Origin of the sequence: Paenibacillus sp. FSL R5-0378 (genome assembly GCF_038009285.1) — a bacterium.
Taxonomy (GTDB): Bacteria; Bacillota; Bacilli; order Paenibacillales; family Paenibacillaceae; genus Paenibacillus_AQ; species Paenibacillus_AQ favisporus.
Window position 1 is genome coordinate 6,247,403 of sequence record NZ_JBBPAY010000001.1, and the last position, 15,176, is coordinate 6,262,578.

The 15,176-nt window shown below is 53.1% G+C and carries 12 protein-coding genes and 1 tRNA gene; 2 read left to right on the forward strand and 11 right to left on the reverse strand.

Features of this window, described 5'->3' with window-relative positions; translation table 11 throughout:
• Window positions 1-67: 67 nt before the first annotated feature.
• The 6 genes from lonB to MKY74_RS29040 form a co-directional block, all read right to left on the reverse strand.
• Window positions 68-1,822, reverse strand: a complete 1,755-nt coding sequence (gene lonB / locus MKY74_RS29015; RefSeq protein ID WP_076174342.1) for an ATP-dependent protease LonB — start codon at window positions 1,820-1,822, stop codon at window positions 68-70.
• A 235-nt stretch (window positions 1,823-2,057) separates the two neighbouring features.
• Window positions 2,058-3,155, reverse strand: a complete 1,098-nt coding sequence (gene ispG, locus MKY74_RS29020) for a flavodoxin-dependent (E)-4-hydroxy-3-methylbut-2-enyl-diphosphate synthase (protein WP_076174340.1) — start codon at window positions 3,153-3,155, stop codon at window positions 2,058-2,060.
• A gap of 116 nt (window positions 3,156-3,271) precedes the next feature.
• Window positions 3,272-4,528 (reverse strand): ATP-dependent protease ATP-binding subunit ClpX, encoded by a 1,257-nt coding sequence (gene clpX / locus MKY74_RS29025; protein WP_076174338.1) that lies wholly within the window; start codon window positions 4,526-4,528, stop codon window positions 3,272-3,274.
• Window positions 4,529-4,540: 12 nt separating this feature from the next.
• Entirely contained in the window at window positions 4,541-5,131 is a 591-nt protein-coding gene (clpP, locus tag MKY74_RS29030; protein ID WP_076174335.1) for an ATP-dependent Clp endopeptidase proteolytic subunit ClpP, read from the reverse strand.
• Window positions 5,132-5,465: 334 nt separating this feature from the next.
• A complete protein-coding gene (gene tig / locus MKY74_RS29035) occupies window positions 5,466-6,803 on the reverse strand; it encodes a trigger factor (protein ID WP_076174301.1) in 1,338 nt (445 codons plus the stop codon).
• A 141-nt stretch (window positions 6,804-6,944) separates the two neighbouring features.
• Complete coding sequence (locus MKY74_RS29040; RefSeq protein WP_076174482.1) at window positions 6,945-7,796, reverse strand: hypothetical protein; 852 nt, start codon at window positions 7,794-7,796, stop codon at window positions 6,945-6,947.
• Between the two features lie 350 nt (window positions 7,797-8,146).
• Between MKY74_RS29040 and MKY74_RS29045 the strand changes: the two genes are divergently transcribed.
• Window positions 8,147-8,220, forward strand: a tRNA-Arg gene (locus tag MKY74_RS29045).
• An 851-nt stretch (window positions 8,221-9,071) separates the two neighbouring features.
• On the opposite strand, the gene MKY74_RS29050 is transcribed toward MKY74_RS29045, so the two are convergent.
• Entirely contained in the window at window positions 9,072-10,091 is a 1,020-nt protein-coding gene (locus MKY74_RS29050) for a Gfo/Idh/MocA family protein (protein WP_076174298.1), read from the reverse strand.
• 41 nt (window positions 10,092-10,132) lie between these two features.
• Window positions 10,133-10,906: a sugar phosphate isomerase/epimerase family protein gene (locus MKY74_RS29055; protein ID WP_076174295.1), complete on the reverse strand. Its 774-nt coding sequence runs from the start codon at window positions 10,904-10,906 to the stop codon at window positions 10,133-10,135.
• A 138-nt stretch (window positions 10,907-11,044) separates the two neighbouring features.
• On the opposite strand from MKY74_RS29055, the gene MKY74_RS29060 reads away from it, so the two are divergent.
• The gene (locus MKY74_RS29060) at window positions 11,045-11,863 is read left to right on the forward strand and encodes a helix-turn-helix domain-containing protein (protein ID WP_076174292.1); all 819 of its coding nucleotides are present in this window, start codon (window positions 11,045-11,047) and stop codon (window positions 11,861-11,863) included.
• 95 nt (window positions 11,864-11,958) lie between these two features.
• Here MKY74_RS29060 and MKY74_RS29065 read toward each other — a convergent pair whose 3' ends face one another.
• The 3 genes from MKY74_RS29065 to MKY74_RS29075 are packed head-to-tail and all read right to left on the reverse strand — an operon-like array spanning window position 11,959 to window position 15,080.
• Window positions 11,959-12,831: a carbohydrate ABC transporter permease gene (locus tag MKY74_RS29065; protein ID WP_076174289.1), complete on the reverse strand. Its 873-nt coding sequence runs from the start codon at window positions 12,829-12,831 to the stop codon at window positions 11,959-11,961.
• 17 nt (window positions 12,832-12,848) lie between these two features.
• Window positions 12,849-13,724, reverse strand: a complete 876-nt coding sequence (locus MKY74_RS29070) for a carbohydrate ABC transporter permease (RefSeq protein ID WP_076174286.1) — start codon at window positions 13,722-13,724, stop codon at window positions 12,849-12,851.
• Window positions 13,725-13,754: 30 nt separating this feature from the next.
• Window positions 13,755-15,080, reverse strand: a complete 1,326-nt coding sequence (locus MKY74_RS29075) for an extracellular solute-binding protein (protein WP_076174284.1) — start codon at window positions 15,078-15,080, stop codon at window positions 13,755-13,757.
• Window positions 15,081-15,176: the final 96 nt, after the last annotated feature.

Consider the following 15,176-nt stretch of genomic DNA (forward strand, 5'->3'; position numbering starts at 1 on the left):
TCAGGGTTATGACATTCGATTTTATTTTAGCAAATGTTCACATAAAACACCAATCTTTGTAGCCTGATCAGCAGGAACCGGCATCCGTTATTTGGCTGTTACGCGCAGGCTTGGCATGCAGGAAGGAAGCTGAAGCTGCCGGGAATGTCTCCGGGGCCGCGCTGGGTTCGATCGTTTCCTCTGCGCTGCTGTCGACTTGACGGTCCAGCTCGCCTCCGAAAATATGCCCGAACGCTTCCTGGATCGACTCCACCGGAATGACGCGCAGTCCGTTCAAATCCTCGAACAGAGTCTGCCAGTTTTCCTTCGGAATGATCACTGTCGTCGCTCCTGCCTGGAAGGCCGCCTCGACTTTGGCGATAACGCCCCCGATCGGCTTCACTTTGCCGTGAATGCTGATTTCGCCCGTCATGGCCAGTCGATTGTCAACCGGCAGCCCTTTCATCGCCGAAACGATGGCGGTAGCCATGGCGACGCCGGCAGAAGGACCGTCAATCGGCGTTCCTCCAGGGAAATTGATATGCAGATCGTAATCGCCCGGCGAAAGACCCATGGAGCGCAGAACGGTAAGCACGTTTTCGATGGAACCCTTCGCCATGCTCTTGCGGCGCAGCGTTCTGGAACTGCCCCCGCCGATCTCTTCCTCTTCGACGACCCCGGTAATATTGTAGATACCTTGTCCTTTGGCGACAGGAACGGCAGTCACCTCGATTTCAAGCAGCGCTCCCATATTCGGACCGTACACGGCAAGGCCGTTGACCAGGCCAACCTGCGGACGCTCCGGAACCTTCCGGTCCGGACGGGGCTGAAGCTGGCTGCTGCTTGCTACCCATTCGACGTCGGAAGCCGACAGGGAGTCCCTTTTTTCCGTCAAGGCCAAACCTGCTGCCAGCTGAATGATATTGACCGCCTCGCGTCCATTGGTGGCATACTGCTTCACTACCTCGACCGCCTCCGGGCATGGCTTCAGACCGATTTTTTGAATCGCATCTTCCGCAATGCGGCTGATCTCCTCAGGAAGCAGCGGGCGGAAAAAGATTTCCATACAGCGCGAACGCAGTGCCGGCGGAATTTCCTGCGGCGAGCGTGTCGTTGCCCCGACCAGACGAAAATCGGCCGGAAGGCCGTTCTGGAAAATATCGTGCACATAGGCCGGGGTGTTGCTGTCCTCCGAATTATAGTATGCACTTTCGAGCAGGACCTTACGGTCCTCAAGTACTTTTAACAATTTATTCATTTGGATCGGATGCAATTCCCCAATCTCGTCGACAAACAAAATTCCCCCGTGCGCTTTCGTAACCGCACCTGGCTTAGGCTGGGGAATGCCGGCGACGCCCATGGAGCCCGCCCCCTGATAGATCGGGTCATGGACCGATCCGATTAATGGATCGGCAATCCCCCGCTCGTCGAAACGGGCGGTGGTCGCATCGATTTCGGTGAATTTGGCGTCGGCTTTAAATGGCGAGGCCGGATTTTTTTTGGCCTCCTCCATCACGACCCGGGCAGCTGCGGTTTTCCCGACCCCTGGTGGCCCATAGATAATGACATGCTGCGGATTCCCGCTGCACAGCGCGGCTTTCAACGCACGAAGCCCGTCCTTCTGTCCGACGATATCCTGCAGCGACTGCGGTCTCGTTTTTTCGGCCAGCGGCTTGGTCAGCGAAACCGAACGCAGCTTGCGCAGCTTATCCATCTCTTTGCGTGATTCCCGATCCACCGCGGTGCGGTTCGTCTTCTGCCCGCGGAGCAAATTCCAAAAATAGACGCCGATGATGATCGCAAAGAAAAATTGTACCAGCATCATAATCATGGTTAAATCCATAGTAAATCCCTCCCGATTCTCAGTTCAGTGGCTTCTCCTCCGGCATGGTTTTAGATTAATCAATCATCTTGCCGGAAATAGGTTCGTTAGCCTGATACATGGTAGTATAGCCTTTTCACCCATGAGTAAACGGGATGGGCCGGGATTTTTGCATCTTTTTTGGAAAATGTCCGCCTTCATTCAAAAAAGAAGCCGCAGCACTGCATAAGCAGGACTGCGGCTTCTTGCGGCAAAATTAGTGTTTGCGCCCCGGGATCGTTCCGGTTTCTTCGTATACTTTAACGATGCTGTCGATTTCCTTCTTCAATTCGTCCACCATCTCGGCTTCCGGCACTTTACGGATCATCTCTCCGTAACGGAAAAGGAGTCCTTCGCCGCGACCGCCGGCGATGCCGATGTCCGCTTCACGCGCTTCGCCCGGACCGTTGACCGCGCAGCCAAGCACGGACACTTTAATCGGCACCTTCAGCTGGGAGATGTAGGCTTCCACTTCGTTGGCGATGGAGAACAAGTCGATGTCCAGCCGCCCGCAGGTCGGACAGGACACGAGCGTTGCGGCGTTCGAGATCAAGCCGAAGGTCTTGAGCAGCTCACGCGCCACTTTGACCTCTTCCACCGGATCTGCGCTCAGGGAAATACGCACGGTGCTGCCGATGCCCATCGAGAGCAGGGCGCCGATGCCCGCCGAGCTTTTGATCGTACCGGAGAACAGCGTTCCCGATTCGGTAATACCAAGGTGCAGCGGATAAGGAATCACTTCGGCCGCCTTACGGTAAGCTTCGATGGCCATCGGCACGTCAGAGGCTTTCAGAGACACGATAATATCGTGGAAGTCGAGCTCTTCCAAAATGCCTATGTGATATAGGGCACTTTCCACCATAGCTTCAGGCGTCGGATACCCGTATTTCTCCAGCAGGTGAGCTTCGAGCGAACCGGCGTTGACGCCGATCCGGATCGGAATCCCGCGCTCTTTACAAGCCCGGACGACCGCTTCCACCTTCTCGCGGCTGCCGATATTGCCCGGGTTGATCCGGACTTTATCGATGCCGTTCTCGATGGCTTTCAGCGCCAGCTGGTAGTTAAAATGAATATCCGCAACGAGCGGAATATGAATGCGTTTCTTGATCTCTTTAATGGCTTCCGCCGCTTCCACATTATTGACCGTAACCCGGACAATCTGGCAGCCGGCTTCTTCGAGCCGAAGGATTTCCGCCACCGTGGCTTCCACGTTAGCGGTCTTCGTCGTACACATGCTTTGGATAATGACTTCGTTGTTACCGCCAATCGTCAAATTACCGACCTTGACCGGCCGTGTGTCTTGTCTCAAAAACATGATTGTTCTCTCCCATAACGCCAAGACTCCACCCCGTCCCCGCGAAGCAAGCGGCAGGGCGGAAGTGGAGAATCGGCACCTAAATTTGGGAAAATGGCATCTGTTTTACAATCAGATTACGCACTTTCCTCTTGTTTTTTATCTTTTTTGCTGATCAATTCCGGAATCATCTTCTCTTTGACAACCTGCTCCGTAATGATGCAGTCCTTGATATCCTCGCGGGAAGGAACTTCATACATTACGTCCAGCATGATGCCTTCAATGATGGCCCGAAGTCCGCGGGCACCCGTATTGCGTTTGATCGCTTCGCGAGCAATCGCTTCAAGGGCTTCCGGCTCGAATTTCAGCGTTACGTTATCCATTTCGAGCAGTTTCTGATACTGCTTCGTCAGCGCGTTCTTCGGCTCGGACAGAATACGCACCAGCGTCTTCTCATCGAGCGGCTCCAGCGTCGAAATGATCGGCAAACGTCCCACGAATTCAGGGATCAGGCCGAATTTCAGCAGGTCTTCCGGCAGAACCAGACCGAGGTATTCACCCGGTTTCAGATCTTTCTGGTTGTCGGTACCCGCGTTAAAGCCGATAACTTTCTTACCGATCCGGCGCTTGATCATTTGCTCCAGGCCGTCAAAGGCACCGCCGCAAATAAACAGGATGTTCGTCGTATCGATTTGGATAAACTCCTGGTGCGGATGCTTGCGCCCGCCTTGTGGCGGAACCGAAGCGACCGTTCCTTCCAGGATTTTGAGCAGCGCCTGCTGTACCCCTTCACCCGATACGTCACGGGTAATCGAAGGGTTCTCGGATTTACGCGCCACCTTGTCGATTTCGTCGATATAGATAATGCCGCGTTCGGCTTTTTCCACATCATAATCGGCTGCTTGAATCAGCTTCAGCAGGATGTTCTCAACGTCCTCGCCCACGTATCCGGCTTCCGTCAGGGAAGTCGCGTCGGCGATGGCGAACGGAACGTTCAAAATTTTGGCCATCGTTTGGGCAAGCAGTGTCTTACCCGAACCGGTTGGACCCAAAAGCAGAATGTTACTCTTTTGAAGCTCGACGTCTTCAATTTTGCTGCCGGTATTGATCCGTTTGTAGTGGTTGTACACGGCAACGGACAGCGATTTCTTCGCTTGTTCTTGACCGATGATATACTGGTCCAAAATATCGCAGATTTCCTTCGGTTTCGGAATATCCTTCAGATCCAGCTCTTCCTCATGTCCGAGCTCTTCCTCCACGATCTCCGTGCAGAGCTCGATACATTCGTCACATATATAGACACCGGGGCCAGCAACAAGTTTGCGCACTTGCTCCTGGGATTTCCCGCAAAAAGAGCACTTCAGCTGCCCTTTTTCATCGTTAAATTTAAACATGTAAACACCCCTTTAAGATTTAATCGGTGAAGTGAGAACCTGGTCAATTATGCCGTATGCTTTCGCTTCCTCCGCGCTCATGAAAAAGTCACGATCCGTATCGCGCTCAATTTTTTCAAGGGGCTGACCCGTGCGCTCCACGTAAATTTGATTGAGCTTTTCCCTGGTTTTAATGATCCAGCTCGCATGGATTTGGATGTCGGACGCCTGGCCCTGAACACCGCCGAGCGGCTGGTGAATCATGACCTCGCTGTTCGTCAGCGCAAAACGCTTGCCGGGTGCTCCGGCCGTCAACAGCAGGGATCCCATGCTCGCCGCCATACCAACGCAAATCGTGGATACATCAGGCTTGATAAACTGCATCGTATCATATATACCCATCCCCGCTGTGACAGAACCACCCGGTGAATTGATATACAAATGAATATCTTTCTCCGGATCCTCCGCAGCCAGGAACAATAATTGAGCTATGACGAGATTGGCAACATCATCATCAATCGCACTGCTCAGGAAGATAATGCGGTCCTTGAGCAATCTGGAGTAAATATCGTACGATCTCTCGCCTCTATTGGTTTGTTCTACAACCATAGGTATCAGACTCATGTGTCCAACCTCTTTTCCATGTAAAAGATGTGATGCGTGCTTCAATCAAGTTTACAGCACTATTCTAACATGTTCAAAGCACGATGTCATTTTTTCACTCCACACCATTTAATACAGTGTATGAGTCTTCTAACAATTATAACCCGAAACGGACTCTTGAATCGAATATGTATGGAAACAAAGCATCCATTTTCATGCAAGATTTAGATATAAATGGATACTTTTAGTTAAAAATAAGGCACGCAAATGAATATACGTGCCTTATCTCTCTATAGGTCCCTTATGTCAGCCTCCGCACTTAGATCAGATGCAGATGACCGCGTCCGTTTCCTTCTTATTTTTCTTCAGCAGTTTCAGCAGTTTCAGCAGTTTCTTCGGCTGCTTCCACTTCTTTGCTGTTCTCAACCAGGAGATCAACCGTTTTGCGAAGGGAAATTTCTTCGCGCAGGCTACCCAGCGAACCGTTTGCTGTAAGGATGTTGCGGATCTCGTCAGCAGTACGCTTGTAAGATTCAGCCATCACTTCCAGCTCTTTGTTGATGTCTTCCTCAGTTACTTCAATGTTCTCTTCTTTGGCGATTTGCTCCAGAACAAGGTTGTTGCGAACCCGTTTCTCGGCATCGTCCTTCATTTGCTCTTGCAGATCGGCCGTCGTTTGGCCAGAGAAGCTGAGGAACATTTCAAGGTTCATGCCTTGATTGCGCAGACGGTTGTCAAAATCACGCATCATGTTTTGAATTTCGCTGTCAATCATCGCTTGTGGAATTTCCACCTCGGCGTTGGCGGCAACTTTGTCTACGACAGCTGCTTCCTTATTGCCTTTGGCTTCTTGTTCCTTGCGGGCCAGGAGCTCTTTCTTCAGGTCTTCCTTGTACTCGGCGAGCGTTTCGAATTCACTTACGTCTTTGGCGAATTCGTCGTCCAGTTCAGGAAGCTGTTTGCGCTTGATTTCATGCACTTTCACTTTGAACACGGCTTTCTTGCCGGCCAGTTCTTCTGCATGATATGTCTCAGGGAAAGTCACTTCCACGTCTTTGAAGTCGCCAGTCGCCATGCCGACAACCTGCTCTTCAAATCCAGGAATGAATGTGCCGCTTCCCAGTTCCAGAGAATAACGCTCAGCTTGTCCACCTTCGAAAGGAACGCCGTCAACAGATCCGTCGAAGTCGATTACGGCGATGTCTCCGTTCTCGGCAGCGCCTTCGTCGATAACAGACAGTTCGGCATGACGTTCTTGCAGACGCTTCAGTTCAGCGTCAAGCTCTTCGTCCGAAACCTCAACCTTTTGTACCGGAACTTCCACGCCTTTGTAGTCGCCCAAAGTCACTTCAGGCTTAACCGTTACTTTCGCTTTGAATTTGAACACTTCGCCTTTCGCGAATTGGTCAATCTCCACTTCAGGACGGTCTACAGGGAAGATGTCGGTTTGGTCGACAGCTTCTGTGTATACTTCAGGAAGCAAAATGTCGATTGCGTCTTGATACAGAGCTTCGACGCCATAACGGGCTTCGAAGATCGGCCGAGGCACTTTACCTTTACGGAAACCAGGCACGTTAGCCTTTTTTGCTACTTTATTAAAAGCTTTGTCGAGGGCTGCAGCTACGCGGTCTGCTTCCACTTCAACTTCAAGAACGCCAAGGTTCTTCTCTATTTTTTCCCAGGTTGCTTTCATTTTATGCTTTCCCCTCCAAAAATAATTCACATGTACTTAAGTTATCAGCACGCACAGAATAACCATTATAGTATAAACAACATTGCCGTGTTTTTCAAGGGCAAGCCCTTGGCAACTCTTCAGGTAAACGTTTCCGATCGCCTACTCCTGCATGCCGGCCGACACGAACTGCCTGAAGCTTCGATAAGCCTGCTCAAAACGGAAGCGCATCGTGTCCGTGATCCCATACATCGCCCGGGACTCCTCCTCGTTGCGGCTGCCTGTAAGGCTCTCGGTGACGATCTGATGCAGGGCAGCCGCCCAGATGTCGATCGTCGTGTCGTCCTCGTCAAGAATCGACCGGTAATCCTCCGTCCCGTAGATCGCCATAATAAACTGCGACCACAGCTCCTGGGCAAAATAATACAGCGTCGGCTCCTGCACCTCAGTTTGGGCAGCCACACGCTCCGTTACCATTGCCACCTGCGGCGGAAACTCCTCCGGCGTTAAAGGCACCGTCTCCATATCGACGCTTACCTGCTCCTGTCCGCGCTTAAACTGCACCGTGCCCTGCATACCACGCTTGCGCAGCGTTTGAAGCACCCTGAACTGCAGCAGCGGATGAAGGCGAGCCTGCATCAGCCACCCCACCAGCTTGTCGTCGATATCCGAGCCTTCCAGATAGGACAGCTGCTCGAGAGCGAGCATGGTCTGCTCCGATAAAGGCTCTTCCATGGCGGTGTGCAGCAGCTTGTCGGCGTAATGCTGGTCTTCGGCCAGCTTGGCCCGCACGTTCTGCCGTTTCATTTCTTCCTCGTCGGGCTCTTCCTCATGCTCATCAGAGTCCAAGCCTGCACCCTGCCCGCCGCCGTGATTCATATATTGTGGAAAAGCGGCTTCCAGCCATTCCAGAAGCGCCTGCCATTCTTCATAATGCCTCTCATCCTGCCCTTGGCACTGCAGCAGGAAACGCAAAAGCTCCATCGCTTCCCCGTACCGTTCATTTTCCAGCATGACGGTCAGCTGAATCTGATAGAAGTCGAGCGTCTTTGGAAAAAGAATGACGTTGTCCTTCGCTGGGGAAATATGTTCTTTAATATGTATTCCCTCCTTTCCCCGTGCTTGTGCAAATAATTGTTGATTATAGCATACCTCTTTCAACTTGAAAAAAAACATGTGAATGGACGGGGAAACCATTCGTTCTATGAAAAACGTATAGAAACCATTAATAATATAAACGGGGATTGAAACAACTTTTTTCTCTTGCCCTGAGAACAGATGAGGGGGACTATGAGAAAGGAAAGAAAAACATGTTGATGTTATCTCAAATATATGTTATGATCTTTCTTGCTTGAATTTTTCATGTCCCAGTAGCTCAGCTGGATAGAGCAACGGCCTTCTAAGCCGTCGGTCGGGGGTTCGAATCCCTCCTGGGACGTAAAATGACACCACTCTATGAGTGGTGTTTTTGCGTCCATAGGGATGAGAACCCCAGCAGGGGTTCGTCGGAGCATAAACATCGATAGCACCCGCTTCGCAGTCCGCCCGTTAAGGCGGTATCCCGAGCTGGGACGTAAGAAAGCTCTCCTTATTGGAGAGCTTTTTTTAGTTCCAGAAGGGAATTGAGAACCCCTACAGGGGTTCGTCGAAGCATAGACTTCGTTAGCATCCGCTCCGCAGTCCGCCCGCAGGGCGGTATCCCGAGCTGGGACGTGTTTTTGCGTCCATAGGGATGAGAACCCCAATAGGGGGTTCGTCGGAGCATAAGCTTCGATAGCATCCGCTTCGCAGTCCGCCCGATAGGGCGGTATCCCGAGCTGGGACGTTTGGAAGCTCTCCTTATTGGAGAGCTTTTTTAGTTCTAGGAGGGAATTGAGAACCTCATTAGGGGTTCGTCGGAGCATACGCTTCGTTAGAGCTGCTTCGCAGTCCACCCATTAGGGCGGTATCCCGAACTGGGACGTATGGAAGCTCTCTTTATTGGAGAGCTTTTCTTGGTTCCAGAAGGGGTTATGAGAACCCCTAGGGGTTCGTTGGAGCATACGCTTCGATAGCACCCGCTTCGCAGTCCGCCCGTTAGGGCGGTATCCCGAGCTGGGACGTTTGAAAGCTCTCCTTATTGGAGAGCTTTTTTAGTTCCAGGAGGGAATTGAGAAGCCCTCAAGGGGTTCGTCGAAGCATACGTACCGATAATCTCCTCTCCTATAACCTTCCCCACCCATTCGCTCAGCTGAACACAAAAAGGAGGACCCCAAGGTTACCCCAAGGTCCTCTTCTATTCCATGCTTGTTACAGTTTAACGATTTTACCTGTGTCCTGCGATTCAAACGCGCCCAGGATGACATTCAGGGAACGCAGACCTTCTTCGCCGGAAATTTGCGGCGGCGTGTTGGTCAGGATCGATTCCACGAACGCGTCGATGACGCCGCTCGGTACTTGCTTTTCGTTCGTCGCCATGGCGCCGACTTTGTATGTCTCCACTGTGCCGTTGGTCAGCTCGACGATAACCTCGTCGCCTTCAACGGTTCCGATCTTCATGCAGCCGTTTTCGCACCAGAGTACCGTACCGTTGTCGCCGGAACGGTAATGTGTCCAGCTCGCCATCAGCGTACCCACAGCTCCGCTCTTCATGCGCACGATGCAGGTCGCATTGTCGTCCACGTCCGTACCTTCTTTATGTACGGTACCGATAAAGCCGGCCACTTCCACGATTTCATCGTTCAGCAAATAGCGGATGAAGTCGGATTTGTGCACGCCGAGGTCGCCCATAGCGCCCATGATCGCTTCATCCTTGCGGAAGAACCAGCTGTCGCGTCCGTCGACGCTCCAGCTTTCCGGACCACCGTGGCCGAAAGACGTGCGGAACGTCAGCACTCTGCCGAGCTTGCCGGAATCCAGAATTTCTTTGGCCTTCACGTGCGGAGGCATGAGGCGCTGATTGTGGCCCACCATCAGGAAGACGCCGTTTTTGCGGGCCGCTTCGATCATCTGCTCCCCTTCTTCCTTCGTGGTCGCCATCGGCTTTTCCACCAGGACGTGCAGCCCGGCATTCGCTGCATCGATGCTCATCGAAGCGTGAAGGTAGTTCGGCGTACATACGCTGACTGCGTCAAGCTTCTCGTTCTTCAGCAGTTCCTTGTAGTCGGTGTATGCTTTGGCACCATATTGTGCCGCCACCTCTTCAGCGCGCTCCTTGAGCGGATCCGCGAAAGCAACCAGCTCCACATTCGGGTTCGCTGCGTATTCAGGAATATGTCTGCGCTGGGCGATGGCGCCGCAGCCGAAAACCGCTACTCTAATTTTACTCATGGATACAAATCTCCCTTTCTTCGGCTCTGATCTTCATTAAATTAAAATTGGTTCAGGTAGTTCTGTTTCAGCCAGTTCATGCTGTTCTCCACACTTTGCAGCGGAGGATTCTGGCACACGTCCTGCTCGACGATCAGCCACTGCGTACCAGCATCGGTAGCGGCCTGAATGACGCCCGGCAAATTCACGTCCCCTTGACCAAGCTCAAGCGTCTTCATGTTGCCTTCGGCATCCCTGCTGAAGTCCTTCAGGTGAAGGAGCGGCAGGCGTCCGGCATATTTCGGAATATAGGTGAGCGGATCCTGTCCGGCATACTGTACCCAGCATACGTCCATTTCCACTTGAACGGCTTCAGGCGAAGTGGAGGAATACATGGCGTCGAATACAAACTCGCCGTCAATCTTGTCCGCGAATTCAAAATCGTGGTTGTGATATCCGAAGGTCAATCCTTGTTTGCGCGCCTCGGTACCCACTTCCTCCAGGAAAGCGAACAGTTCCTTCCACTGCTCGATGTTCTCCCGGTCTTCCGGTGCAACGTAAGGACACATCATCGTTGTCGCGCCGATCGTTTTCAGGTAATCGATCTCTTTCTGCAGGTCGGCCCGAAGCAGATGCAAGCCCACATGAGCGCCGATCGCTTGAAGACCAAGCTCTTGAAGAAGCGTTTTCATTTCTTCGGCAGGAATGTCACCGTATCCGGCAAACTCCACACCTTCATACCCAAGCTCAGCCACTTTGCGAAGCGTTCCCCGGAAATCCTTAGCCGTTTCATCACGAAGCGTATACAATTGCAAGCCAATGTTCAATTTTTTCATAAAAAGGGCACCTCGTTTCCCAATAAAATGATTGCTCTATCTGCTACTATCATACATGCAAGTAAGCTAAAATGAACATAAACAATATGATTGCAACATGAACTATTTGCTTGTTTTTTTGAGAAAGGGGAGTACATGATGGAAGCCAGACTGCTGATTTGCGATTACTCCTACCATTTCCAGCAGTTCAGCAACAGCCACCGCGCGGGCTTGACGACCTATTTGTTCCGGCTGCAGACAGAAGGATCCTGCACCGTATTCTGCAACGGTACCGATTACCATGTCCAAGGCGGGGACCTGCTGCTGCTGAAACCGGGAGACGAATACGAGCTTATGGTGCATGAAGATGCCGGCGGGGGACGCGTCTCGAGCGGGGATTATTTTCTGTTTTGCGAAGGCGGCTGGATCGATGCCTGGTGGAGCCGGATGAGCCGGCCGGTTGTCAGCCGGATTGGCAGCGACGATCGCCTGCTCGGTCTGTGGAGGCAGCTGCTGCTAGAAAAAAGACGCGGCCTGGAGGGGGAGAACGTGGAGCTCACCGGTTACCTGCTGCGAAGCTTGTGCCTTTGCCTGGACCGGGCCATCACGGAGACGAAGCCGGCGAACCGCACCGCTTATACCGCGCTGAGGCTGAAGCGTTTCGTCGAGGAGCATGCCACCGTTACCTTTAAATTGGAGGAAGCCGCCGCCCATGTTGGCCTGAGCCTGTCCAGAGCCGTCAAAATCTTCAAGGAGCAGTACGGCAAAACGATGATCCAATACGCCTTGGAAATCCGGCTGAACGCCGCCATCGAACGGATGAAATACAGCACCATGACCCAGGAGGAGATCGCTGAAACCTGCGGTTTTGCCAGCTACTCTTACTATCACCGCGTGTTCCGCAGCACCTACGGGATGTCGCCGGCCCAATACAGGGAGAGCTTCGCACCTGATGCCAAGCCGCAGCCGGACAAATAAACGGTTATACCAAAAAGCAACCCGCCCGGTATGAACCGTTGACGGATTGCCTGATTTTACGCGAGCAGATTGTTTTCGATCATGGAACATCCACCCTATCCTTTGGTGGAGCCGGCCACCATGCCCTTCATGATTTTCTCCTGAAGGATCAGATAGATGACGATCGTTGGAAGCACCGCGATGGCCATCGCCCCCATCGTCAGGCTGTAATCCGTGCCGAAACCGTCCGAGAAAAGGGACAGGCTGAGCGGCAGCGTCTTCAGCGCCTGCGTGTTGATAAAGACGAGCGCAAAGGAAAAATCGTTCCAGAACCGTAGAAACGCCAGAATCGAAATCGTCGCCACGATCGGCGTGCAGAGCGGCAGGATCATCCGGCCGAATATTCCCCACCATCCGCTGCCGTCGATCATCGCCGCCTCTTCAATCTCTTTCGGAATCGAGGACATGTAGGCCATGGACAGAAACACGGCGATCGGCAGCTCAAACGCTGTATAGGGCAGAATGAGCGCGCCGTAGGTGTCGAGGAGTCCCATGTTTTTCATCATGATAAACAAGGGAACCAGCGTGCTGTGGATCGGAATCAGAAGACCCATCGTAAACAGCACGACGACGACTTTTTTTAACGGGAACGAAAATCTCGACAGCACATACCCCGCAAGCACGCTGAGCAGGACAGTCAGGATGACCGCCGAGACCGTAACCACCGCGGAATTCAGCATCGCCCTTCCCATATTCCCCAGATCCCAAGCCCTCACCAGGTTTTGCGCCATCCACTGTTTCGGCAGTCCATACGGATTGGCAAAGAAGTCCTGGTTTGTTTTAAAGGCGCTCGTAAACAGCCAGTACAGCGGATACAGCGTAACGACGGCATACGCCAGCAGGATCAGCTTGCCGAAGCCGGCCAGCCCTTTGAAGACGGCTCTTTTGCCCGTGCCGCTCCGGGAAGCGGCCGTAATCGTTGCATTCATCCTAGCTTCTCCTCCCCTCAGCTGCTTTTGCGGCGCGTCGCCAAATAGTTCAAGGCGATCAGCACCGCGCTGACGATCATGATCATGGTGGATACGGCCGAGCCGTAACCGTACCGGTAAACGCTGAACGTGCTGTTGTACATGTACGTCGCCAGCAGCTCAGTTGACCGCGCCGGCCCCCCGCCCGTCATGACGATGACATGGTCGAAGGCTTTCAGGCTTCCGGAGATGCAAAGTATGATCGTGACGACCACCGTCCCCCAAATGATGGGGAGAGTGACGTGAATCAGCTTGTTCCAGCCGGCGGAGCCGTCGATTTTGGCCGCGTCGTGGATTTCGGGTGAAATATTTTGCAGCGCCGCGACAAAAATGACCAGGTAAGGGCCGATGTTCGCCCAGTTGATCGGAATGGATATAGCCAGCATGTTGACCTTCGGGTCGGACAACCAGGCCCGGGTCCAGGAGTGGAGGCCGAGCAGATCCAGCACATGGTTCGCAACCCCGAACTGCGGGTGATAAATGTATCCCCAGATGAGGCCGACCACGACGGTCGACAGCACCATCGGCATAAAAACGGCCGAACGGACAAACCGGGAGAACAGCGAGTTCTTGAACAATACGATGGCCAAAACGAGCGCAACCGGAACCTGGCCGACGATCGACGATACGACCAAAATCAGATTGTTGCGCAGCGCCCGCCAGAAAATCGGATCCCGGAACATCTCCTTATAATTGTCCAGCCCGATGAATTTGGCGTCGCCAAAGCCTTTCCAGCTGAAAAACCCGTAATACGCCGACCAGAACACCGGAATAATGACGAAGATCAAAAACAGCAGAAGCGCCGGAAGAAGAGCTAGCGCTATGAATCCTTTACTTCGCATCGCTGTTGGCATGGCAGCTTCCTCCCTTTCTCATGTCCGTCATTAAGGCGCGGCCGACCGGGCCTGCGCGTCCTGCAGCTTCTGTGCGACGCCTTCTACGGAGCCGCCCATCATGATTTCCTGGAGGCCGTTATTAATGACCTCGGCCGCTTCCGCCGACAAATAAGCATCATAGACCGGCGTGACTTCGGTCGATTTGACGAGGTTGAAGGCTTTATAGTAGAGGGAAGTTACCTTAGACTTGTCGATATCGGTGTCGTACATCACCATGGAGTTGCTCTCGGCGATCGCTTTCTGGGCATCCGGCCCGCTGACCGCATAAATCAGCTCCAGCGCCAATTCCCTTGCTTTGCCTTCCGTCCGGCTGCTGAGCGCAAGTCCGCCGCCGGCACCGCCGGAAATCGTGCCTGCCTTCCCTTTCCCTCCGGGGATTGGCGGCAGCACCGTCACTTCGATATCCTTCATCTGGTCTTCCGTAGAGGATGCCGCCAGGTTCGTGAGCGTCCATGCGCCGCTGATCATCATCGCCGCGTTGCCCTGTATGAAATACTGCTCAGCCTGCGTATTGTCGATGCTGTTGGCGCCGTCCTGGAACGCCTTGTGATCCACCAGCTCCTTAAAATGACCTAGCGCCTGGATGAATTCCGGATCAGTGAATTTGGCCCCTTTCTGCGCAGCGGCGTTCTTGAACCATTCCGTTCCCGTTACCCGGTCGGCGAGCGAACCGAGAATAGTGGACTGCGCTACCCACGGGGCTTTGTTGCCCAGCGCAATCGGGGTGATGCCTTTGGCATTGAATGCGCTGACGGCCGTCATCATCTCATCCCACGTGGTCGGGACTTTCACGTTGTTTTTTTCGAACAAGGCCTTGTTATAGTACAGGATTGAGGTGGCCGACATGCCCAGCGGAGCCGAGTAGATCTGACCTTGCTCGAACTCATACGGTTCAAAAGCGCCTGGCAGGAACTTGTCCTTCCAATCCGAATGCGCGTCAAGCACCTCCGTAATCGGCTGAAGCAGCTTGGCCTGATACAGCTCGGAGGACTGGCTGCCCGCATAGACGAAAAATACGTCCGGCATTTCATTCGCCGCGGCAACCGTGCTCAGTCGCTGGCGGTAACCGTCAGGCGGGATGGCCTGGGCGTCGAGTTCTACCTCCGGATGGTCTTTGGCAAACTGCTCGATGAAGCTCCGGACCGATTTGGCCCGCAAATCATCCCCTGCAAAATTGTGCCAGATCGTCAGTTTCACTTTCTCCTGACCGTCCGCGCTTCCCTCTGCCTGCTTTCCGCTCTCCCCGCTGCCGCAGGCGGCAAGGAGCATCGTCATAAGCAGCAGAACAATGCCTAATTTACGTGTAGTTTTCATGGTCATCCCCCTCTGATATAAATCTGAAGTTCAATCAGCCTTGCGATGATTAGCCCAAGTATAAAAGAGGATGAACGTCTCCCACAGGGGATAGAA

Bases quoted from the DNA above. Each gene is read 5' to 3' on its own strand.
- ispG (WP_076174340.1), bottom strand. From the start codon at position 3,155: ATGTTTTTGAGACAAGACACACGGCCGGTCAAGGTCGGTAATTTGACG.
- clpP (WP_076174335.1), bottom strand. From the start codon at position 5,131: ATGAGTCTGATACCTATGGTTGTAGAACAAACCAATAGAGGCGAGAGA.
- MKY74_RS29055 (WP_076174295.1), bottom strand. From the start codon at position 10,906: ATGAAAAAATTGAACATTGGCTTGCAATTGTATACGCTTCGTGATGAA.
- MKY74_RS29040 (WP_076174482.1), bottom strand. From the start codon at position 7,796: ATGCTGGAAAATGAACGGTACGGGGAAGCGATGGAGCTTTTGCGTTTC.
- MKY74_RS29050 (WP_076174298.1), bottom strand. From the start codon at position 10,091: ATGAGTAAAATTAGAGTAGCGGTTTTCGGCTGCGGCGCCATCGCCCAG.
- MKY74_RS29065 (WP_076174289.1), bottom strand. From the start codon at position 12,831: ATGAATGCAACGATTACGGCCGCTTCCCGGAGCGGCACGGGCAAAAGA.
- clpX (WP_076174338.1), bottom strand. From the start codon at position 4,528: ATGTTTAAATTTAACGATGAAAAAGGGCAGCTGAAGTGCTCTTTTTGC.
- tig (WP_076174301.1), bottom strand. From the start codon at position 6,803: ATGAAAGCAACCTGGGAAAAAATAGAGAAGAACCTTGGCGTTCTTGAA.
- lonB (WP_076174342.1), bottom strand. From the start codon at position 1,822: ATGGATTTAACCATGATTATGATGCTGGTACAATTTTTCTTTGCGATC.
- MKY74_RS29075 (WP_076174284.1), bottom strand. From the start codon at position 15,080: ATGAAAACTACACGTAAATTAGGCATTGTTCTGCTGCTTATGACGATG.
- MKY74_RS29070 (WP_076174286.1), bottom strand. From the start codon at position 13,724: ATGCCAACAGCGATGCGAAGTAAAGGATTCATAGCGCTAGCTCTTCTT.
- MKY74_RS29060 (WP_076174292.1), top strand. From the start codon at position 11,045: ATGGAAGCCAGACTGCTGATTTGCGATTACTCCTACCATTTCCAGCAG.